Here is a 22,648-nt window from a genome sequence, read left to right on the forward strand (position 1 = left end):
CCGGACGGTTCCCTCTCCCGCCGGGAGAGGGTTAGGGTGAGGGCCCAGCGCACAACCCTCACTACACCACGCCCAGCACCTGACGCGCTTCGCGCGCCACATTCGCCATCTCGTCGCTCAGCTCCAGCAGTTCTGGTTCCAGCGCTGCGATATCGCTCTCCTGATGCAGACTCTTCTCCAGCTGCTGACACAGCTGTTTCAGCCGCGGCACGCCGCTATAGCTGGCACTGCCATGCAGCTTGTGAATAATCTCGCGCAGCCCATCGACGTCATTCTGCGCCATACACTGCGCCACGCGCTGCTCCACTTCCGGCAGAAAATCCAGCAGCATCTGCAGTAGATCGCGCGCCAGCTCGGCTTTATTCGCCGCCTGGCGCAGTGCCAGCGCCCAGTCGAGTGAGGGCGCGATCGCCGGTTGTCGCACCGCGCTCGCCACGCTGCCCGGCGCATAGCGCTGCAGCAGCTGCTTCAGCTTGTCCTCATCAATCGGTTTGGCGAGATAATCATTCATGCCAGCGGCGATCAGCTGCTCGCGTTCGCCATCCAGCGCATGCGCCGTGACCGCGACAATCGGCGTGCTGGCGTGCTGTGGCAGGCTGCGGATGATCTCGCTGGCGCGGATGCCGTCGATGTCTGGCATCTGAATATCCATCAGAATCACATCCAGCCGCTGCTGCCGCGCCTGGTGAATCGCCTGACTGGCGTTGTCGCACAGAATGATGTTCTGGACCTGCTCCTCCAGCAATGCGCCGATCAGCTTCAGGTTGGCTGGATTATCATCCACCGCCATCACCGTCAGCGGCTGTCTTACGCCGCGCGGGGCGGCGTCGCTGTGACGCATGTTGAGATCGAGCAGCATCGGCAGCAATCGCGTCAGCGACACCGGTTTGGCAATGCAGCCGGCGATACCGCGCGCGCGCAAATCGTCAGCGAACAGCATCATTTCACTTGGCAGCGCCAGCAGCACGGAGTCGGCGTTTGCGCGCAGGCGGGCAATCAGCGCATCGGACAGCGTAGCCGGATGCGGATCGCTGACCGGCAGCCCCATCAGCAGCAGCGGGAAATGGGCGTCGGGCAGATCGTCAAGGCTGGCAAAGTGCTGCACCTGCAGAGGCGTAATGCTCAGCATCTCCTGAACCGCTTTCGCCACCGCCGGATGGGGTTCGATATAAGCCAGCGGCGTGGCGTGCAGATCGTCCAGCATGCGTGGAATCGCCGGTGCGTTAGGATTGAGATCCAGATGTACCTGTACCCAGAAGGTGGAGCCCTGATTCTGCCGGCTGTGGAAGGCGATCTCACCGCCCATTTCGTGTACCAGTTTCTGCGTAATCACCAGGCCAAGACCGGTACCGCCGTGACGGCGCGAAATACTGGCGTCCGCCTGACGAAATGCCTGGAACAGCTGCGACTGCTGCTGCTCAGAGATACCGATGCCGGTATCGTGCACCTGAATCTCCAGTTCCGCCCGTGTGATGCTGAGATGACGTAGCTCGACGCGCAGATCAATGTGGCCGCGCTCGGTGAATTTGATGGCGTTGCCAATCAGGTTGATCAGAATTTGCTGCAGACGCAGCGGATCGCCAATCACATTATCCGGCACCTGTTTCTCCAGGCACACAGTGATCTCGAGGCCTTTCTCATGCGCGGACGGTGCCAGCAGCACCAGCGTTTCATCCAGCGTGGCGCGCAGCGGGAACGGGATCGACTCCAGCACCAGCTTACCGGCTTCCAGTTTGGAGAAATCGAGCACGTCGTTAATGATGCTCAGCAGGTTATTGGCCGAGCGCTCAATGGTGCTCATGTAATCACGCTGGTTGGTGCTCAGCCCGGTTTTCAGCATCTGGCGGGTAAAGCCAATCACGCCATTGAGCGGCGTGCGCAGCTCGTGCGACATATTGGCGAGAAACTCCGACTTGATGCGTGCCGCTTCCTGGGCGCGCTTTTTCGCCAGGTCCAGCTCGACGTTCTGAATCTCCAGCTGCTCCAGCGTTTCGCGCAGATCGTAGGTTGCCTGGTCGATGTTCTGCTGCATCTCTTCATGGTAGGCAGTGAGCGACATCGCCATGGCGTTGATGCCGTTTTTCAGGATGCTCAGCTCGCCCAGCATATAGCCATCCACGCGGCTGTCGAGCTGGCCGCGCCGGATGCGGTCCACGGTGGTAACCATGTTGCGAATCGGGCCGGTGACGTCGCGCATCAGTCGATAGGCAAACAACATGGCGATACACAGGCAAAACAGCAGCAGCAGAGTGGCGACAAACACCTCTTTGTACTGCTCCAGCCGCACCGACTGCAGATCCAGCTCAATCGCCACATAACCCAGCGGATTCCCTGCCGGCTTGGCGTCTTCACCCGGCAGTTCGTCCACCGAATAGCGTTCAGAGATGATTGGCGTGCGCAGCACCATCAGGTTGCCGTGTCGCTCCACCGACACGCCATCCGCCAGCGTGGAAATATCGGCTTTTTGCAGCAGCGCGAGGTTCTGGTTGTTATTGGAGCTGACGTAGATGTGATTGTTGTTGTCGAAAACCGTAATGGCACGGACAATATCGGAATGACGGCGATGCAGCAGGCTGACCAGCTCGCGAATCGCATCACGATTATGCCACGTCATGCCGTACTCGCTCGACACCGCCAGCGGTTCGATAATGTTAGCGCCGGCATCGCGCACCTGGTGCTGCAGTTCGTTGTAGCGGTGCACCACGAAGAAGGTACTGAGCAGCAGGCCAATCATCAGCGTCGGCGCCAGTATCAGAATCATCATTCGCGCCCGCAGGCTGTATTTGGTCATAATTGTGGCCTGGCGACTCCTGGCATTTTATCCCTGTGCAAAAACCGCGTACGGCTGCACACCTAATGAAAACTGAGAATTCACAATACTATGGCGCAATTTTACTCCGCAAAACAGCGCGTGACGACGAAGCAACGTCTCAGCGTCACCATTGACGAGCTTGATCCCTTTGGTCAGGGCGTGGCGCGCCATAACGGTAAAACGCTGTTTGTCAGCGGCGCGCTGCCCGGCGAACAGGCCGAGGTGATCCTGACCGAAGATAAGCGTCAGTTTGCGCGCGGCAAAGCCAAAAAGATTACACAACCGAGCCCGCAGCGCCAGCAACCGCGCTGCATCCATTTCGGCGTGTGCGGCGGCTGCCAGCAGCAGCACGTGTCCGTGGCGCTGCAGCAGGAGAGCAAAGCGCGGGCGCTGGGCCGCATGCTGAGTCAGGAAGCGGCGCTGCCGGTGCAGGTGGATGAGATCATCAGCGCTGCGCCCTGGGGCTATCGCCGGCGCGCGCGTCTCGGTTTGCAGTGGCTGCCGAAGCAGCAGCGCCTGCAGATGGGCTTCCGTCAGGCGGGCAGTAACGATCTGATTGATGTGACGCAATGCCCCGTTTTGGTGCCCGAGCTTGAGGCGCTGCTGCAGCCGCTGCACCACTGTCTCAGCAGCCTGCACGCAGTGAAACGGCTGGGGCATGTGGAACTGGTGCTGGCGGATAACGGTCCGCTAATGGTGCTGCGCCATCTTGATGCGCTCTCCGCTGCGGACCGGACAAAACTGGAACGTTTTTCGCATGAGCACCGGCTGATGATCTGGCTGGCGGACGGCAGTGACGCGCTGCAGGCGCTCGGCGCGGAGCAGCCTTACTACCGCTCGTTTGATTTGCAGCTAACCTTTAGCCCGCAGGATTTCATTCAGGTCAACGATGGCGTGAATCAGCAGATGGTGGCACAGGCGATTGCCTGGCTGGATCTGCAGCCGGACGATCGGGTGCTCGATCTGTTCTGCGGCATGGGCAACTTCACATTGCCGCTAGGAAAGTTCGTACAAAATGCGGTGGGTGTGGAGGGCGTTGCAGCATTAGTGCGCCAGGCAGAGTATAATGCTCAGCTTAACAATCTCAGAAATGTCTGCTTCTTCCAGCACAATTTAGAGGAAGATGTCTCGCGCCAGCCCTGGGCGGCGCAGGGATTTAATAAGGTGTTACTGGATCCGGCGCGTGCCGGGGCCGCGGGCGTGATGTCGCATATCGTTAAACTTGCGCCGCAACGCGTGGTCTATGTTTCCTGTAACCCGACAACACTTGCCCGCGACAGTCAGACATTACTGTCAGCGGGCTACCATCTGGAAAGGGTCGCGATGCTGGATATGTTCCCTCATACCAGCCATCTCGAATCCATGGTGCTGTTTAGCAAAACATAAGCGATGTTTAAGTCGCTGTGGCAGGAGAGGATATGGTTGCGGTTAGAAGTGCGCATTTAAATACGGCCGGGGAATTTGCCCTTGACCAGTGGATCGCCAGCTTGAGTATCAGTAATCCGCAATCCTGCGAACGACTGGCGGAAACATGGCGCTACTGTGAAGCCGAAACGCACGACCATCCAGATCAGGCTCTGCTGCTGTGGCGCGGTATTGAAATGGTGGAAATTCTCACCATGCTCAGTATGGACATCGACAGTCTGCGCGCCGCGCTGCTGTTCCCGCTGGCCAATGCGGGCGTGGTGAGCGAAGAGGATCTGGAGAAGGCCTTTGGCAAAAGCATCGTCTCGCTGGTGCACGGCGTGCGCGATATGGATGCCATCCGTCAGCTGAAAGCCATTCACAACGACTCAATGGCCTCAGAGCAGGTGGATAACGTGCGCCGCATGCTGCTGGCGATGGTGGAAGATTTCCGCTGCGTGGTCATCAAGCTGGCAGAACGTATCGCCCATCTGCGCGAGATGAAAGATGCGCCGGAAGATGAGCGCGTGCTGGCGGCGAAAGAGAGCACCAACATTTATGCGCCGCTGGCCAACCGTCTCGGGATCGGCCAGCTCAAATGGGAGCTGGAAGATTATTGCTTCCGCTATCTCCATCCTGACGAATACAAACGCATCGCCAAACTGCTGCACGAACGCCGCATCGATCGTGAACAGTACATTGATAACTTCGTCGATAACCTGCGTAAAGAGATGCAAAAAGAGGGCGTGCGCGCAGAAGTTTACGGCCGTCCCAAGCATATCTACAGCATCTGGCGCAAAATGCAGAAGAAGTCGCTGGCGTTTGATGAGCTGTTCGACGTGCGCGCAGTGCGCATCGTCGCTGAACGCCTGCAGGACTGCTACGGCGCGCTCGGCACCGTCCACACGCTGTATCGTCATCTGCCTAGCGAGTTCGACGATTACGTCGCCAATCCCAAGCCAAACGGCTATCAGTCGATTCATACCGTGGTGCTGGGACCGCAGGGCAAAACGGTCGAGATTCAGATCCGTACCCGCCAGATGCACGAGGACGCTGAACTGGGCGTCGCGGCACACTGGAAGTACAAAGAAGGACCGACGGCCAGCAACGCGCGCGGTGCCGCAGGGCACGAAGAGCGCATCGCCTGGCTGCGTAAACTGATTACCTGGCAGGAAGAGATGGCGGATTCCGGCGAGATGCTGGAAGAGGTGCGCAGCCAGGTATTTGATGACCGCGTTTACGTGTTTACGCCGAAGGGCGACGTGGTCGATTTGCCGGCCGGTTCCACGCCGCTCGACTTTGCCTACCACATTCACAGTGATATTGGTCATCGCTGCATCGGTGCCAAAATCGGCGGCCGTATCGTGCCCTTTACCTATCAGCTGCAGATGGGCGATCAGATTGAGGTGATCACCCAGAAGCAGCCGAACCCGAGCCGCGACTGGCTGAACCCCAACCTCGGCTATATCACCACCAGCCGCGGACGCTCGAAAATTCATGCCTGGTTCCGTAAACAGGATCGCGACAAAAATATCGCGGCCGGCCGGCAGATTCTCGATAGCGAGCTGGGCCAGCTGGATATCAGCATGCGCGAAGCCGAGAAGCTGCTGCTGCCGCGTTATAACGTCAGCTCGCAGGATGAGCTGCTGGCGATGATTGGCGGCGGGGATATCCGTCTTAACCAGATGGTTAACTTCCTGCAGGCGAAGCTCAACAAGCCGAGCGCTGAAGAGGAAGATCGCGAGGCGCTGCGTCAGCTGACGCAAAAATCGCATCAGCCGTCGTCGGCGCGCAAAGAGAGTGGCCGCGTGGTGGTGGAGGGCGTCGGCAATCTGCTGCACCACATTGCGCGCTGCTGCCAGCCGATTCCGGGCGATGATATTGTCGGGTTTATTACCCAGGGGCGCGGCATTTCGATTCACCGCGCCGACTGCGATCAGCTCAGCGAACTGATTTCGCATGCGCCGGAACGGATTGTCGATGCGGTGTGGGGCGAAAGTTACTCCAGCGGTTATTCGCTGGTGGTACGCGTGACGGCCAACGATCGCAGCGGGCTGCTGCGCGACATCACCACCATTCTGGCCAATGAAAAGGTCAACGTGCTGGGCGTGTCCAGCCGCAGCGACACCAAAAAGCAGCTCGCCACCATCGATATGGATATCGAGATTTATAACCAGCAGGTGCTGGGTCGCGTGCTGGCGCGCCTTAATCAGGTGCCGGATATTATCGATGCGCGCCGCTTACATTAAGCCCTGCTGAGACCGGTGCGCAGCAATGCGCACCCAGGCAAAACCGCGTAATTACCCTGCAGGGTCGCCATTAATGGCGGCTTTTTATCTTGTTGTTCCGGGGACTTTCATGACTGCTTTAAACCGCCTGCTCACCATCATGCAAACCCTGCGCGATCCGGTGCGCGGCTGCTCGTGGGATCGCCAGCAGACCTTTGCCTCTATCGCGCCGTATACGCTGGAAGAGACCTATGAAGTTATCGACGCCATCCAGCGCGAAGACTTTGACGATCTGCGCGGCGAACTGGGCGATCTGCTGTTTCAGGTGGTGTTCTACGCCCGCATGGCCGAGGAGCAGCAGCGTTTCAACTTCGATGACATCTGCAACGCCATCAGTGACAAACTGGAGCGTCGCCATCCGCACATCTTCGGCGAAGTCCAGGTCGATTCCACCGCAGAAGTGCTGAAAAACTGGGAGGCGATCAAGCAGCGTGAGCGTGCGGAGAAGTCGCAGCACTCGGTGCTGGACGATATCCCTAAAGCGCTGCCGGCGCTGATGCGCGCCTATAAAATCCAGAAGCGCTGTCACAGCGTAGGCTTCGACTGGGACAGCCTCGGGCCGGTGCTGGATAAAGTGCATGAAGAGATCGACGAAGTGATGCATGAAGCCCAGCAGGCCGTGGTGGACAGCGACAAGCTGGAAGAGGAGATTGGCGATCTGCTGTTCGCTACCGTCAATCTGTCACGCCATCTCGGCAGCAAAGCGGAAACCGCGCTGCAGAAGGCCAACGACAAGTTCGAGCGCCGCTTCCGTCAGGTCGAGAATATTATTCAGGCCCAGGGGCTGAGCATGGAACAGGCTACGCTGGCGCAGATGGAAGCCGCCTGGCAGCAGGTCAAAGCCGGCGAATAACCTTATTCAACATCTCTGCGCAGCGCAGGTGATTATTCCAGCGCTGCGCATAAAATCACCGGCCGAGCTTACTCGATTCAGCCAGTCGGCAACTTTGTGACGTACGTCAACATTTCACCCGGCACTCTCCGCTATGTTACAGGCTGTAATGCGAGGAGGATGGTGTGATTCATCAATTGTGGCTGCGGACGACTTCGGGTATACTGTTTTCCCGTCCTGGTTATTCCACCGTCTTTAAACCTAAACTCTCAGGTTCAGCATGACAACGAATTATATTTTTGTGACCGGCGGGGTCGTTTCCTCTCTGGGCAAAGGCATTGCCGCAGCCTCCCTCGCAGCCATCCTTGAAGCACGTGGTCTGAATGTGACCATCATGAAACTCGATCCGTATATCAACGTCGATCCGGGTACCATGAGCCCTACGCAGCATGGTGAAGTGTTCGTCACCGATGACGGGGCCGAGACCGATCTGGATTTAGGTCACTACGAGCGCTTCATCCGTACCAAAATGTCGCGCCGCAACAACTTTACTACCGGCCGTATCTACTCAGAAGTGCTGCGCAAAGAGCGTCGCGGCGACTATCTGGGCGCGACCATTCAGGTTATCCCACACATCACCAACGCCATCAAAGAGCGCATCATTGAAGGTGGCGAAGGTCATGACGTCGTGCTGGTGGAAATCGGCGGAACCGTGGGCGATATCGAATCCCTGCCGTTCCTGGAAGCGATTCGCCAGATGGCGGTCGATGTTGGCCGTGAACACACCATGTATATGCACCTGACGCTGGTGCCTTACATGGCGGCGGCGGGTGAAGTGAAAACCAAGCCAACTCAGCACTCGGTTAAAGAGCTGCTGTCGATTGGTATTCAGCCTGACGTGCTGATTTGCCGTTCAGACCGCGCGGTGCCCGCTAACGAGCGTGCGAAGATCGCCCTGTTCTGTAACGTGCCGGAAAAAGCGGTTATCTCGCTGAAAGACGTTGATTCGATCTACAAGATCCCGGGCCTGCTGAAATCGCAGGGTCTGGATGATTACATCTGCAAGCGTTTCAACCTGAGCGCGCCGGAAGCCAATCTGGCCGAGTGGGAGCAGGTGATTTACGAAGAAGCCAATCCGGGCGGCGAAGTCACCATCGGTATGGTCGGCAAATATGTCGAACTGCCGGATGCCTACAAATCCGTGATTGAAGCGCTGAAGCATGGCGGCCTGAAAAATCGCGTCACCGTTAACATCAAGCTGATCGATTCGCAGGATGTGGAAACGCGCGGCGTCGAAATTCTGAAAGATCTTGATGCTATCCTGATTCCTGGTGGCTTCGGTTACCGCGGTGTGGAAGGGAAATTGCTGACCGCGCAATACGCGCGTGAAAACAACATTCCGTACCTCGGCATTTGCCTTGGCATGCAGATTGCGCTGATGGAATTTGCGCGCAACGTGGCCGGGATGGAAGGCGCCAACTCCACTGAATTTGTGCCAGACTGTAAGTACCCGGTGGTTGCGTTAATCACCGAATGGCGCGATGAAAACGGTAACGTTGAACAGCGTACCGAGCAGAGCGATCTGGGCGGCACCATGCGTCTGGGAAGCCAGCAGTGCCAGCTGACGCCGGAAAGCAAAGTGCGCCAGCTGTACGGCTCTGACGTCATTACTGAGCGTCATCGCCACCGTTACGAAGTAAACAATCTGCTGCTGAAGCAGATTGAAGCGGCGGGTCTGCACATTGCAGGCCGTTCCGGTGACGATCAACTGGTGGAGATCATCGAGATCCCGAATCATCCATGGTTTGTAGCCTGCCAGTTCCACCCGGAATTCACGTCGACCCCGCGTGATGGTCATCCGCTGTTCGCTGGCTTTGTGAAAGCCGCGCAGGAGCACCAGAAGCGTTTAGCGAAGTAAGAGTTTAACGAACAGCGCGCGAACTTTTCGCGCGTTGTTTGTCTTAGGATTGACTAACTTGTACTGAGGAAAATCGAATGTCCAAAATCGTTAAAGTCATCGGTCGCGAAATCATCGACTCCCGTGGCAACCCGACTGTAGAAGCAGAAGTGCATCTGGAAGGCGGTTTCGTTGGTCTGGCTGCTGCGCCATCAGGTGCATCAACCGGTTCACGCGAAGCACTGGAGCTGCGTGACGGTGATAAGTCTCGTTTCCTGGGCAAAGGCGTAACCAAAGCGGTTGCTGCGGTTAACGGCCCAATCGCTGACGCGGTAAAAGGCAAAGATGCCAAAGACCAGGCGAACATCGATAAGATCATGATCGAGCTGGACGGTACTGACAACAAATCCAACTTCGGTGCAAACGCCATTCTGGCGGTTTCTCTGGCAGCAGCGAAAGCAGCAGCAGCCTCTAAAGGTCTGCCACTGTACGCACACATTGCAGAACTGAACGGCACCCCGGGCAAATACTCTATGCCACTGCCAATGATGAACATCATCAACGGTGGTGAGCACGCGGATAACAACGTTGATATCCAGGAGTTCATGATTCAGCCGGTTGGCGCGAAAACCGTGAAAGAAGCCATCCGTATGGGTTCTGAAGTGTTCCATCACCTGGCTAAAGTCCTGAAAGCCAAAGGCATGAACACCGCGGTGGGTGACGAAGGTGGCTACGCGCCAAACCTGGGTTCAAACGCCGAAGCGCTGGCCGTTATCGCCGAAGCTGTTAAAGCAGCAGGCTACGAGCTGGGCAAAGACATCACCCTGGCGATGGACTGCGCAGCATCTGAATTCTACAAAGACGGCAAATATGTGCTGGCTGGCGAAGGCAACAAAGCCTTCACTTCTGAAGAGTTCACCCACTTCCTGGAAGACCTGACCAAACAGTACCCAATCGTTTCTATCGAAGACGGTCTGGATGAGTCTGACTGGAATGGCTTCGCTTACCAGACCAAAGTACTGGGCGACAAAATTCAGCTGGTGGGCGACGACCTGTTCGTGACCAACACCAAAATCCTGAAAGAAGGCATCGAGAAAGGCATCGCTAACTCTATCCTGATCAAATTCAACCAGATCGGTTCTCTGACCGAAACCCTGGCTGCGATCAAGATGGCGAAAGACGCTGGCTATACCGCGGTCATCTCTCACCGCTCTGGCGAAACTGAAGATGCGACCATCGCTGACCTGGCGGTCGGTACTGCCGCTGGCCAGATCAAAACCGGTTCTATGAGCCGTTCTGACCGCGTTGCTAAGTACAACCAGCTGATTCGTATCGAAGAAGCGCTGGGTGACAAAGCGCCGTTCAACGGTCTGAAAGAAGTTAAAGGCCAGGCGTAATCGCCTGCGGATGTGGCTAAACGGCCACATCGCCTGACATCAAGCCCCGCCTCGTGCGGGGCTTTTGCTTTTTATGGCACGAAGCAGCTGTGAAGCGACGCACAAAATCTGCCATAATCTGCGCCTCGAATTTCTGACGTGAGTAAAAAATGTTCTACCCGATTAACGAAATGTTCCAGACGCTGCAGGGCGAAGGTTTTTACACCGGCGTGCCGGCCATCTTTATCCGCTTACAAGGATGTCCGGTGGGCTGTAGCTGGTGTGATACCAAACATACCTGGGAAACGCGGGCGGATCGGGAGACGTCGCTGGGGGACATTCTGGTCAAAACCGTGGAGAGCGATGCCTGGGGCAGCGCCGATGCGGCCACGCTGATTGAGAGCATTCAGCGTCAGGGCTGGACCGCCCGCCATGTGGTAATCACCGGCGGTGAGCCGGCAATTTTTGACTTACGTCCACTGACCGAAGCGCTGGAAGCTGCCGGTTTTCAGTGTCAGATTGAAACCAGCGGCACGCATGAAGTGCACTGTTCCGCTGCCACCTGGGTAACGGTGTCGCCGAAGGTGAACATGCGGGGTGGCTACGATGTGCTGCCGCAGGCGCTGCAGCGTGCCGATGAGATCAAACATCCGGTGGCGCGCGAGCGGGATGTGGAAGCGCTGGATGCGCTGCTGGCTGGCCTGCAGGATGAGAAAAAACGCATTGTGGCGCTGCAGCCCATCAGCCGTGGCGAGGCGGCGACCAGACTGTGTATCGAAACCTGCATTGCCCGCAACTGGCGGCTTTCGATGCAGACGCACAAATACCTAAACATCGCCTGATTCACCCGATGCGCACCCGGCAAAATCAACGCAATTGTGGCTGGTGCGCATCAATGCGCACCCTGTAAAACTCATTACACCGTAGGGTCGCCATTGATGGCGACCTGGCCAATGGTACCCGATGCGCATCAATGCGCATCCTGTAAAACCGCACTGCACCGCAGGGTCGCCATTGATGGCGACCTTCTGACCTTTACCGCGGCTGTCAGCTGCGATAGACGCAACCAGCGGTGCAGGTCTCTTTGATCATCACCGCACTCAGCTCAGGCAGAATCGGCTTCATCTCATCCCAGATCCATTTCGCCAGCACTTCGCTGGTCGGGTTCTCCAGACCGGGAATATCGTTGAGATAATGGTGATCGAGGCGATCGTAGATCGGCCTGAACGCCGCCTTGAGTTCGGCAAAATCCATTACCCAACCGGTATGCGCATCCACTTCACCGGTAATTTCCAGTCGCACCAGAAATGAATGGCCGTGCAGACGACCGCATTTATGCCCTTCCGGCACGTGAGGTAAGCGGTGGGCCGCTTCAAACTGGAACTCTTTAAACAGCGTGGTAGACATAATGGCTCTCAGACGTAAAAACCGCTGAAGTCTACCTGAAAAGCAGATTTTTCGCACCCGCCAGCGCTGAAAAGGGCATTTCTGCTGATCTGCCGCTTATGCCATAAATTAACTGATTGAATTACGGCAACTTTATTTACCACTTTTACTGGTTAGTCTGACCCAAAAAACCACTTAGTCATTTTGGTTATTTATTATGTCGAAGCCTTATTTAATCGTTAATATACAGGCCGGTAACCTACCCACTCTTCCGCCGCTTCCCGGTACGGATTTCTGACACTGGAATTTTTAACGCGATGACGACTCAGGCACCCCCAGCGATGCTTCCGCTATCCCCGGAGCAAATTGCGCGCTTACAGGCCGCGACCACCGATTTCAATCCAACGCAGCTGGCATGGCTCTCTGGCTACTTCTGGGGCATGGTTAATCAGGCACCGGGCACCGTTGCTGCGCCTGCGCCAGTCGCCGCTGAGGTGCCGGGCATTACGCTGATCTCCGCCTCCCAAACCGGCAATGCGCGCCGGCTGGCCGAGCAGCTGCGTGACGATTTGCTGGCGGCGAAACTGAGCGTCAACCTGGTGAATGCCGGCGACTACAAATTCAAACAGATCGGTCAGGAAAAACTGCTGGTCATCGTGACCTCAACGCAGGGCGAGGGCGAACCGCCGGAAGAGGCGGTGGCGCTGCATAAATTCCTGCTGTCGAAGAAAGCACCGAAGCTGAGTGATACCGCCTTTGCCGTGTTCGGTCTTGGCGATACCTCCTATGAATTTTTCAGTCAGGCCGGTAAAGACTTCGACCAGCGTCTGGCCGAACTGGGCGGCGAACGCCTGCTGGATCGCGTGGATGCCGATGTTGAATACAGCGAGCTGGCCAGCGCCTGGCGTCTGCAGCTCACCGATATTCTCAAAGCGCGCGTGCCGGCGGAACCGGCAGCGCAGCTGGCAGCCAGCGCGGCTGGCAGCGTCAACCTGGTGGACAGCAGTCCTTACACCAAAGAAGCGCCGCTCACCGCCAGCTTTGCTCTGAACCAGAAAATTACCGGTCGCAACTCAGATAAAGACGTGCGCCATATTGAAATCGATCTGGGAGGTTCCGGTCTGCGTTACCAGCCAGGCGATGCGCTCGGCGTATGGTATGAAAACGATGCGGAACTGGTGCAGGAGCTGCTGCAGCTGGTATGGCTGAAAGGCGATGAGCAGGTCGAGGTGCGCGGAGAAACCCTGCCGCTGGCCGAGGCGCTGCAGAAACATTTTGAGCTGACGGTCAACACGCCGCAGATCGTCGAGCAGTATGCGGCTCTGTCGCGCAACGAGGCGCTGCTGGCGCTGGCGGGCGACAAGCCGAAGCTGCAAAGCTTCGCGCAGAGTTTCCCGATTGTCGACATGGTGCGCCAGGCACCCACCGAACTGAACGCCGGCCAGCTGACTGGCCTGCTGCGTCAGCTGACGCCGCGGCTTTACTCCATCGCCTCGTCGCAGGCGGAGAGCGAAACCGAAGTGCATATCACCGTCGGCGCGGTGCGTTATGAAATTGACGGCCGTCAGCGCGGCGGCGGCGCTTCTACCTGGCTGGCCGATCGGCTGGAAGAAGATGGTGAAATCCGCGTGTTCATCGAGCATAACGATAATTTCCGCCTGCCGGCCAATCCGGATGCACCGGTGATCATGATCGGCCCGGGCACCGGCATTGCCCCGTTCCGCGCCTTCATGCAGCAGCGTGAAAACGACGGTGCCAGTGGTAAAAACTGGCTGTTCTTTGGTAATCCGCACTTCACCGAAGATTTCCTCTATCAGGTAGAGTGGCAGAAATACGTTAAAGACGGTCTGCTGACCCATATCGATCTGGCGTGGTCACGCGATCAGGCCGAAAAGATTTACGTACAGGATAAAATCCGCGCCAGAGGGGCGGAAGTGTGGCGCTGGATTGAAGAGGGCGCGCACCTGTACGTCTGCGGCGACGCCAATCGCATGGCGAAAGACGTTGAACAGGCATTACTGGATGTGGTGGTCGAACACGGCGGCATGGATCGTGAAACCGCTGACGAATTTTTAAGTGAGCTGCGCATTGAGCGCCGTTATCAGCGAGACGTTTACTAATGAGCGAAAAACATCCTGGACCGCTGGTGGTTGAAGGCAAACTTTCCGACGCCGAGCGTCTGAAAAAGCAGAGCAACTACCTGCGCGGCACCATTTTAGAAGATCTCGACAATGGCCTGACCGGCGGCTTTACCGGCGATAACTTCCTGCTGATCCGTTTTCACGGCATGTACCAGCAGGATGACCGCGACATCCGCGCCGAGCGCGCCGCGCAGAAGCTGGAACCGCGTCATGCGATGATGCTGCGCTGCCGTCTGCCGGGCGGCATCATCACGCCAACGCAGTGGCTGGCGATTGATAAATTTGCCACCGACAAAACGCTATATGGCAGCATTCGCCTGACTAACCGTCAGACGTTCCAGTTTCACGGCATTCTGAAGAAGAACGTCAAGCCGACTCACCAGATGCTGCATGAAGTCGGACTGGACGCGCTGGCCACCGCTAACGACGTTAACCGTAACGTGCTGTGTACCTCGAACCCGGTGGAGTCAGAGCTGCATCAGGAAGCGTACGAGTGGGCGAAAAAGCTTTCCGAGCACCTGCTGCCGCAGACGCGCGCCTACGCCGAGATCTGGTGGGATCAGGAGAAGGTCGCCACCACCGATCAGGAGCCGATCCTCGGTGAGACCTATCTGCCACGTAAGTTTAAAACCACCGTGGTGGTGCCGCCGCATAACGATGTCGATCTGCATGCGAACGATCTGAACTTCATCGCCATTGCGGAGAACGGCAAGCTGATTGGCTTTAACCTGCTGGTCGGCGGCGGCTTGTCGATTGAGCACGGCAACAAAGCCACCTATGCGCGCACCGCCAGCGAGTTTGGCTACCTGCCGGTGGAGAAGATCCTTGATGTGGCTGCGGCGGTAGTCACCACGCAGCGCGACTGGGGTAACCGTACCGATCGTAAAAATGCCAAAACCAAATACACGCTGGAGCGCGTCGGCGTCGAGACCTTTAAAGCCGAAGTCGAGAAGCGTGCCGGCCTGACCTTCGAGCCGATTCGCCCATACGAATTTACCACCCGTGGCGATCGCATCGGCTGGGTGAAGGGCATCGACAAGAAATGGCACCTGACGCTGTTTATCGAAAACGGTCGCCTGCTGGATTATCCGGGCCGTCCGCTGAAGCGCGGTATCGCGGAGATTGCCAAAGTGCATCAGGGCGATTTCCGCCTGACCGCCAATCAGAACCTGATTGTGGCCGGCGTACCGGAGGCGCAGAAAGCGCAGATCGAAGCTATTGCGCGTGAGCACGGCCTGATGGAAGCGGTCACGCCGCAGCGTGAAAACTCAATGGCCTGCGTGGCCTTCCCGACCTGTCCGCTGGCGATGGCTGAAGCAGAACGCTTCCTGCCGTCTTTCGTCAGCAAAGTGGAGGAGATCATGCACCGCCACGGCGTCGGCGAAGAGCACATAGTGTTACGCGTTACCGGTTGTCCGAACGGTTGCGGGCGTGCCATGCTGGCCGAACTGGGCCTGGTGGGCAAAGCGCCGGGCCGTTACAACCTGCATATTGGTGGTAATCGCATCGGCACGCGCATCCCGCGCATGTACCGCGAAAACATCACGGAAAACGAAATCCTCGCCAGCATCGATGAGCTGGTGGCGCGCTGGGCCAGCGAGCGCACGGCGGATGAAGGGTTTGGTGACTTCGTGATTCGCGCGGGCATTGTGCAGCCGGTGGTCGATCCCGCCCGTGATTTCTGGGACCCGGAGGCAGTATGACACTACCCGATCTCGCCAGCCTGAACAGCGGCAGCAAAGTCGATCGCATCATGGCGCTGGCGGAAAGCAACGTCCAGCTGGAAAAGCTCTCTGCTGAACAGCGCGTCAGCTGGGCGCTGGAGCAGCTGCCGGGCGCCTTTGTGCTGTCGTCGAGTTTTGGTATTCAGGCGGCGGTACTGCTGCACATGGTCACGCAGCAGCGCCCGGATATTCCGGTGATCCTCACCGATACCGGTTACCTGTTCCCTGAGACCTACCGCTTCATTGATGAACTGACGCAGCAGCTGAACCTGAATCTGCAGATCTTCCGCGCTGAAACCTCACCGGCGTGGCAGGAAGCGCGCTACGGCAAGCTGTGGGAGCAGGGCGTTGAAGGGATCGAGCAGTACAACCAGCTTAACAAAGTCGAGCCGATGAACCGCGCGCTGCAAACGCTGGGTGCGCAGACCTGGTTTGCCGGCCTGCGCCGCGATCAGTCTGGCAGCCGTGCCAGCCTGCCGGTACTGGCCGTGCAGCGTGGCGTGTTCAAAATCCTGCCGATCATCGACTGGGATAACCGTCAGGTGCACCAGTATCTGAAGCAGCATGGGCTGAAGTACCATCCGCTGTGGGACGAAGGTTATCTGTCCGTGGGTGATACGCACACCACACGCAAGTGGGAGCCGGGGATGGCCGAGGAAGAGACGCGCTTTTTCGGCCTCAAACGCGAATGCGGGTTACACGAAGGCTGACGGGCGCAATTGCTGCGGGTGTGCAGCGGTGCGCACCCGCAAAAACCGGCAAGATCTTACAACGTCGGATTAGCCAGCTCCGTCAGCAGCGGCTGCAAAATGCGTACGCTGTCGCGCGTGCGCTGATGGATGCGCCCCGGCAGCCAGTGGTCGATGTAAGTCAGATTATCGCGCCCGGTTTGGTGGCGCACCGTACCCTCCGGAAAATGCGGTGACCGCGCGCGCTGCTGCTCTCCGGCTTTATTGCCCAGCGCCCAGTTGGCTGCGGTAACGTCCAGCAGTGGAATCCCGGCTTTATCAAACGGATTAACGCCCGGGTAATCGTGTGCGTTCAGCACGTGGCTGGCGGCCGTGATACCGTAACGGTGCGCAATCTGCAGGGCGCGCGCGCTGGTCTGCTTGCGTACCGCCGCTGGCGTATTCATGCCGTTATTAAAGTAGAGGCGATCGCCAACGATCAGGCTATTCAGATCGATCACCAGCAGCGTATCTTTCTTCTCCTGCACGCTCATGCGCGCCAGATAATCATCCATACCGTGTAAACCGGCTTCGCCTGCGCTCAGTGCCACAAAGCGCACGCCATAGTGCAGCGGCGTTTGACTCAGCGCCTGCGCCAGCTCCAGCATCACGCCCAGCCCGGAAGCGTTATCGTCCACGCCCTGCAAACGCAGGCCGCCGAGATTATTGTCTGCCTCGTGCTGGCTGAGCGGTGTCCAGGTATCCAGATGGGTGACGATCAAAATCTCCTGCGGCACGCTGCCGGCGCGTGCGGCGATCACCGAGGTCGCCGTCACTTTATGGCGGCGCGTGATGCCCTGTTTCTCCAGCCAGTTGTAGCTGGTATTAAACTGTCGGGTATTGCTCTGATAACCAAGCTGGGTGAACTGCTGCTGCAGATAATCTGCCGTCATCAGCTCGGCGGGGCTGCCGCTCATGCGGCCGGGGAAATAGGTGGCAATGTGGCGCAGCTGCTGTTCGGCAAAGTGGCCAGGTGCGATCGTTGCAGCCTGCGCCAGCAGAGGCAAACCGCCGGCAATCAGTGCTGCCAGCACGCTGCGGCGGAGAGTGGCAAACATAGTGGTTGTCCTTTTCTGACATCCCGTCAGGGTAAAAAAATTCTGAGTTAGTATGAAACTGTGACGCCGCCTGCACAATTTGTATCGCTCCGAAACACCAGCAATATCATTTGTTAAGCACAAATTGTTATCAGCAATCCCGGTGCGTTATTCCATTTGGTAACTACTCATGCTAATTCGTAATTTCATCTGCCAGAAGGCGGGGACGTATAGTCGCGTTAACTTATTGTAAAACTAACAAGGTTAACGTGGATTACTTGCCTCTCTTTGCCGATCTCAAAAACCGTCCGGTGCTGGTGGTCGGCGGTGGCGAAATAGCTGCGCGTAAAATTGAGCTGCTGCGGCGTGCCGGTGCGCACGTGCGGGTAGCCGCGCGCGAGCTCGGCCATGAACTGCAGGCGCTGCGCGACATTAACGCCATCGAGTGGATTGCTCAGCACTTCGACGCAGCGCAGCTGGACGATGTTTTCCTCGTGATTGCCGCCACCGACGATAACGCCCTCAACGCGCAGGTATTTGATGCCGCCAATGCGCGCCACAAGCTGGTGAATGTGGTCGACGACCAGCCAAAATGCAGCTTTATCTTCCCGTCGATTGTTGACCGCTCACCGCTGGTGGTGGCGATCTCCTCCAGCGGCACTGCGCCGGTGCTGGCGCGTCTGCTGCGTGAGAAAATCGAAGCGCTGCTGCCCGCCAATCTTGGGCAGATGGCCGAAGTGGCCGGTCAGTGGCGCGACAAAGTCAAACAGCGTTACCACAAAATGTCTGACCGTCGTCGCTTCTGGGAGCGGGCTTTTAATGGCCTGTTTGCCAGCCAGATGGCGGCGGGTAACGTCAACGAAGCGCGCCGCACGCTCGATCGCGAACTGGAAAACACCTCTGATAATCAGGGTGAAATCACGCTGGTCGGTGCCGGACCGGGCGACAGCGGTCTGCTGACGCTGCGCGGGCTGCAGGTGATGCAGCTGGCCGATGTGGTGCTGTATGACCATCTGGTCAGCGACGAGGTGCTGGAGCTGGTAAGACGCGATGCCGATCGTATCTGCGTCGGCAAACGCGCCGGCGCCCATTCGGTGCCGCAGGAAGAGACCAATCAGCTGCTGGTGACGCTGGCGCAGCAGGGGAAGCGCGTGGTGCGCCTGAAAGGCGGCGATCCGTTTATTTTTGGCCGCGGCGGCGAAGAGCTGCAGGCGGCGCAGGCGGCGGGCATTCCGTTCCAGGTGGTGCCGGGCATCACCGCGGCCGCGGGTGCTACCGCGTATGCCGGTATTCCGTTAACCCACCGCGATTATGCCCAGAGCGTGCTGTTTATTACCGGTCACTGCCGCGCCGACGGCGACGGTATCGACTGGCCGTCGCTGGCGCGCGCGCGTCAGACGCTGGCAATTTACATGGGCACGGTGAAAGCGGCGGAAATTGCCGCCGGGCTGATCGAACACGGCCGCGCGCCGTCAACGCCAGTGGCGGTGATTGGTCGCGGCACGCGCCAGGATCAACAGGTGCTGACCGGCACCTTAGCACAACTCGAGGCGCTGGCAGCTGCCGCGCCAACGCCAGCGCTATTAGTGATTGGCGAAGTGGTGAATCTGCACGGGCAACTTGCCTGGTTCCAACATTCGGCACAGCAGGGGGCTCGCGAGTCCGCCGTTGTCAATTTGGCTTGAGGAAAAATTATGGACCAAAATCGTCTCACTCATCTGCGCCAGCTGGAGGCAGAGAGTATCCATATCATCCGCGAGGTGGCGGCCGAGTTCAGCAATCCGGTGATGATGTACTCCATCGGTAAAGACTCCTCGGTAATGCTGCATCTGGCGCGCAAAGCCTTCTATCCGGGCACGCTGCCGTTTCCGCTGCTGCACGTTGATACCGGCTGGAAATTCCGCGAAATGTACGAGTTCCGCGATCGCACCGTGAAAGCGATGGGCGCAGAGCTGCTGGTGCACCGTAACCCGGAAGGCGTGGCGATGGGTATTAACCCGTTCGTGCACGGCAGCGCCAAACACACCGACATCATGAAAACCGAGGGTCTGAAGCAGGCGCTGAACAAATACGGTTTTGATGCGGCATTCGGTGGCGCACGCCGTGACGAAGAGAAGTCGCGCGCCAAAGAGCGTATCTATTCGTTCCGCGATCGTTTCCACCGCTGGGATCCGAAGAACCAGCGTCCGGAGCTGTGGCACAACTACAATGGCCAGATCAACAAAGGCGAAAGCATTCGCGTGTTCCCGCTCTCCAACTGGACCGAGCTGGATATCTGGCAGTACATCTTCCTGGAAAACATCGAAATCGTGCCGCTGTACCTGGCTGCACCGCGCCCGGTACTGGAGCGCGACGGCATGCTGATGATGATTGATGACGATCGTATCAACCTGCAGCCGGGAGAAGTGATTAAGCAGCGTATGGTGCGTTTCCGTACCCTCGGCTGCTGGCCGCTGACCGGCGCGGTGGAATCCGAGGCGCAGACGCTGCCGGAAATCATTGAAGAGATGCTGGTCTCCACCACCAGTGAACGTCAGGGGCGCGTGATTGACCGCGACCAGGCCGGTTCGATGGAACTGAAAAAACGTCAGGGTTATTTCTAAGGAGACGCCGATGAATACCGTTATTGCCCAACAGATTGCCGAGCAGGGCGGCGTTGAAGCCTGGCTGACCGCGCAACAACACAAAAGCCTGCTGCGTTTCCTCACCTGCGGCAGCGTCGACGACGGCAAAAGTACGCTGATTGGCCGTCTGCTGCACGATACGCGCCAGATTTATGAAGATCAGCTGTCGTCGCTGCACAATGACAGCAAACGCCACGGCACCCAGGGCGAGAAACTCGATCTGGCGCTGCTGGTCGATGGCCTGCAGGCCGAGCGCGAGCAGGGCATCACTATCGATGTGGCCTATCGCTATTTCTCCACCGAGAAGCGCAAGTTCATCATCGCCGACACGCCGGGGCACGAGCAGTACACCCGCAACATGGCGACCGGTGCCTCAACCTGCGATCTGGCGATCCTGCTGATCGATGCGCGCAAAGGCGTGCTGGATCAGACCCGTCGCCACAGCTTCATCGCCACGCTGCTGGGCATCAAACATCTGGTGGTGGCGATCAACAAGATGGATCTGGTGGCGTACAGCCAGGAGACCTTCGAGCAGATCAAACAGGATTACCTCGATTTTGCCGCGCAGCTGCCGGACGATCTTGATATCCGCTTTGTGCCGATGTCGGCGCTGGAAGGCGATAACGTCGCCACCCCGAGCGTAACCATGCCGTGGTACAGCGGCCCGACGCTGCTCGACGTGCTGGAGACGGTAGAGCTGAAGCGCGTGGTCGACACGCAGCCGATGCGCTTCCCGGTGCAGTATGTTAACCGGCCGAACCTCGACTTCCGTGGCTATGCCGGTACGCTGGCGTCAGGTACGGTCAGCGTCGGCCAGCGGGTGAAAGTGCTGCCGTCCGGCGTGGAATCCAGCGTTGCGCGTATCGTCACCTTTGATGGCGACCTGCAGCAGGCGGCCGCCGGTGAGGCGATTACCCTGGTGCTGAACGATGAGATCGACATCAGCCGTGGCGATCTGCTGGTGGATGCCGCAGCCGATTTGCAGGCGGTGCAGTCTGCGACCGTCGACGTGGTGTGGATGGCGGAACAGCCGCTGCAGCCGGGGCAAAGCTATGAAGTGAAAATTGCCGGTAAGAAAGCGCGTGGCCGCGTCGAAAAGATTCTCCATCAGGTGGAGATCAATACGCTGGAAAAACGCGCGGTCGACAGCCTGCCGCTCAACGGCATCGGTCTGGTAGAAGTGACGTTTGATGAACCGATGGTGCTGGATGCTTACCAGCAGAACCCGGTGACCGGCGGCATGATCTTTATCGATCGCCTGAGCAACGTGACCGTCGGTGCCGGCATGATCCATCAGCCGCTGAGCGCCGCGCGCAGTCAGGCTGGCCAGTACAGTGATTTCGAGCTGGAGCTGAACGCGCTGGTGCGCCGTCACTTCCCGCACTGGAACGCACGCGACCTGCTGGGCGGTCAGTAATGGCGCAGCACGACGAAAACGTGGTGTGGCATGACCATCCGGTCACGCGCGCTGAACGCGAACAGCAGCACGGCCATCGTGGCGTGGTGCTGTGGTTTACCGGGCTCTCTGGCTCGGGTAAATCTACCGTGGCCGGTGCACTGGAGCAGTCACTGCACCGGCTGGGCGTCAGCACCTATCTGCTGGACGGCGACAATGTGCGTCACGGCCTGTGCCGCGATCTCGGTTTCAGCGATGAAGACCGCAAAGAGAATATCCGGCGCGTGGGTGAAGTGGCGAAACTGATGGTGGATGCCGGACTGGTGGTGCTGACGGCGTTCATCTCGCCGCACCGTGCCGAGCGCCAGATGGTGCGCGATCTGCTCGGTGACGGACAGTTTATCGAGGTGTTCGTCGATACGCCGCTGGCGGTGTGCGAAGCGCGCGATCCGAAAGGCTTGTATAAAAAAGCCCGTGCCGGCGAGCTGCGTAACTTCACCGGTATCGACAGCGTTTACGAGGCGCCAGACGCGCCGGAAATCCAGCTGGATGGTGAACAATTGGTTACAAAACTGACCGGCCAATTGTTAGACCTGCTGCGCCACCACGATATCATCAGATCCTGAACCGACAGCGGCAAATCTCACGGTTTGCCGCGCTTTAGCGTCAACAGGATCTCTATGCAGAACGTTACCCCCATGCTGGCACGCAAAGATGAACGCACCCCGGATGAGCCACGCTCATCGTTGCCGGGCGGCGTGATCGGCTTTCTCTCGTACTGGTGTGCGCTGGGCATCCCGTTTCTGCTGTACGGCTCTAACACGCTGTTTTTCTTTCTCTACACCTGGCCTTTTTTCCTTGCGCTGCTGCCGGTTTCGGTGCTGATTGGCATCGTGCTCAGCCTGATGCTGCGTGGCCGGCTGTGGTGGAGCGGCCTGATTACCGCCCTGGTGGTGGTGTGCCTGTTCTGGCTGCTGTTCTCCTTTCTCTCCGGCTGGTAATC

The 22,648-nt window shown here is 58.2% G+C and carries 17 protein-coding genes; 14 read left to right on the forward strand and 3 right to left on the reverse strand.

All coding sequences use genetic code 11. The annotated features are described in order from the left end of the window. Positions 1-61: 61 nt before the first annotated feature. The gene (barA, locus tag E7738_RS18365) at positions 62-2,791 is read right to left on the reverse strand and encodes a two-component sensor histidine kinase BarA (protein WP_394515922.1); all 2,730 of its coding nucleotides are present in this window, start codon (positions 2,789-2,791) and stop codon (positions 62-64) included. A 90-nt stretch (positions 2,792-2,881) separates the two neighbouring features. On the opposite strand from barA, the gene rlmD reads away from it, so the two are divergent. The 6 genes from rlmD (at position 2,882) to queE (ending at position 11,451) form a co-directional block, all read left to right on the forward strand. Further along, positions 2,882-4,198 carry a 23S rRNA (uracil(1939)-C(5))-methyltransferase RlmD gene (gene rlmD, locus E7738_RS18370; protein ID WP_021507366.1) on the forward strand — a complete coding sequence of 439 codons (1,317 nt, stop codon included), beginning with the start codon at positions 2,882-2,884 and terminating at the stop codon, positions 4,196-4,198. A gap of 32 nt (positions 4,199-4,230) precedes the next feature. Beyond that, positions 4,231-6,465, forward strand: a complete 2,235-nt coding sequence (gene relA, locus E7738_RS18375; protein WP_021507365.1) for a GTP diphosphokinase — start codon at positions 4,231-4,233, stop codon at positions 6,463-6,465. A 109-nt stretch (positions 6,466-6,574) separates the two neighbouring features. Next, positions 6,575-7,357 carry a nucleoside triphosphate pyrophosphohydrolase gene (mazG, locus tag E7738_RS18380; protein WP_394515923.1) on the forward strand — a complete coding sequence of 261 codons (783 nt, stop codon included), beginning with the start codon at positions 6,575-6,577 and terminating at the stop codon, positions 7,355-7,357. A 259-nt stretch (positions 7,358-7,616) separates the two neighbouring features. Continuing rightward, complete coding sequence (gene pyrG / locus E7738_RS18385) at positions 7,617-9,254, forward strand: glutamine hydrolyzing CTP synthase (protein ID WP_021507363.1); 1,638 nt, start codon at positions 7,617-7,619, stop codon at positions 9,252-9,254. A gap of 77 nt (positions 9,255-9,331) precedes the next feature. Beyond that, positions 9,332-10,630 (forward strand): phosphopyruvate hydratase, encoded by a 1,299-nt coding sequence (gene eno, locus E7738_RS18390; RefSeq protein WP_021507362.1) that lies wholly within the window; start codon positions 9,332-9,334, stop codon positions 10,628-10,630. 149 nt (positions 10,631-10,779) lie between these two features. Next, complete coding sequence (gene queE / locus E7738_RS18395; RefSeq protein ID WP_021507361.1) at positions 10,780-11,451, forward strand: 7-carboxy-7-deazaguanine synthase QueE; 672 nt, start codon at positions 10,780-10,782, stop codon at positions 11,449-11,451. A gap of 205 nt (positions 11,452-11,656) precedes the next feature. On the opposite strand, the gene queD is transcribed toward queE, so the two are convergent. Continuing rightward, positions 11,657-12,019 carry a 6-carboxytetrahydropterin synthase QueD gene (gene queD / locus E7738_RS18400; RefSeq protein ID WP_394516353.1) on the reverse strand — a complete coding sequence of 121 codons (363 nt, stop codon included), beginning with the start codon at positions 12,017-12,019 and terminating at the stop codon, positions 11,657-11,659. Positions 12,020-12,312: 293 nt separating this feature from the next. On the opposite strand from queD, the gene cysJ reads away from it, so the two are divergent. From cysJ to E7738_RS18415, 3 genes are read left to right on the forward strand one after another with little or no spacing between them, the layout of a single operon-like run. Further along, complete coding sequence (gene cysJ / locus E7738_RS18405) at positions 12,313-14,115, forward strand: NADPH-dependent assimilatory sulfite reductase flavoprotein subunit (protein WP_394515924.1); 1,803 nt, start codon at positions 12,313-12,315, stop codon at positions 14,113-14,115. Then, on the forward strand, positions 14,115-15,839 hold the full coding sequence (gene cysI / locus E7738_RS18410) for an assimilatory sulfite reductase (NADPH) hemoprotein subunit (RefSeq protein ID WP_021507358.1): 1,725 nt from the start codon (positions 14,115-14,117) through the stop codon (positions 15,837-15,839). The genes cysJ and cysI overlap by 1 nt, the downstream gene beginning before the upstream one ends. Continuing rightward, on the forward strand, positions 15,836-16,570 hold the full coding sequence (locus tag E7738_RS18415) for a phosphoadenylyl-sulfate reductase (protein ID WP_058759741.1): 735 nt from the start codon (positions 15,836-15,838) through the stop codon (positions 16,568-16,570). Before cysI ends, E7738_RS18415 begins: the two co-directional genes overlap by 4 nt. Positions 16,571-16,626: 56 nt before the next feature. Here the strand turns inward: E7738_RS18415 and E7738_RS18420 are convergent, their stop codons facing one another. Next, positions 16,627-17,646 (reverse strand): aminopeptidase, encoded by a 1,020-nt coding sequence (locus E7738_RS18420; RefSeq protein ID WP_394515925.1) that lies wholly within the window; start codon positions 17,644-17,646, stop codon positions 16,627-16,629. Positions 17,647-17,894: 248 nt separating this feature from the next. On the opposite strand from E7738_RS18420, the gene cysG reads away from it, so the two are divergent. From cysG to E7738_RS18445, 5 genes are read left to right on the forward strand one after another with little or no spacing between them, the layout of a single operon-like run. Then, a complete protein-coding gene (gene cysG, locus E7738_RS18425; protein ID WP_021507355.1) occupies positions 17,895-19,310 on the forward strand; it encodes a siroheme synthase CysG in 1,416 nt (471 codons plus the stop codon). A 9-nt stretch (positions 19,311-19,319) separates the two neighbouring features. Next, positions 19,320-20,228, forward strand: a complete 909-nt coding sequence (gene cysD, locus E7738_RS18430; RefSeq protein WP_021507354.1) for a sulfate adenylyltransferase subunit CysD — start codon at positions 19,320-19,322, stop codon at positions 20,226-20,228. A gap of 10 nt (positions 20,229-20,238) precedes the next feature. Continuing rightward, positions 20,239-21,666 (forward strand): sulfate adenylyltransferase subunit CysN, encoded by a 1,428-nt coding sequence (gene cysN / locus E7738_RS18435; RefSeq protein ID WP_058775992.1) that lies wholly within the window; start codon positions 20,239-20,241, stop codon positions 21,664-21,666. Next, positions 21,666-22,271: an adenylyl-sulfate kinase gene (gene cysC, locus E7738_RS18440; protein ID WP_059010914.1), complete on the forward strand. Its 606-nt coding sequence runs from the start codon at positions 21,666-21,668 to the stop codon at positions 22,269-22,271. Before cysN ends, cysC begins: the two co-directional genes overlap by 1 nt. Before the next feature lie 54 nt (positions 22,272-22,325). Continuing rightward, positions 22,326-22,646 (forward strand): DUF3561 family protein, encoded by a 321-nt coding sequence (locus tag E7738_RS18445; protein WP_021507351.1) that lies wholly within the window; start codon positions 22,326-22,328, stop codon positions 22,644-22,646. The last annotated feature ends 2 nt before the right edge of the window (positions 22,647-22,648 follow it).

This window comes from Pantoea sp. SGAir0430 (assembly GCF_043549295.1).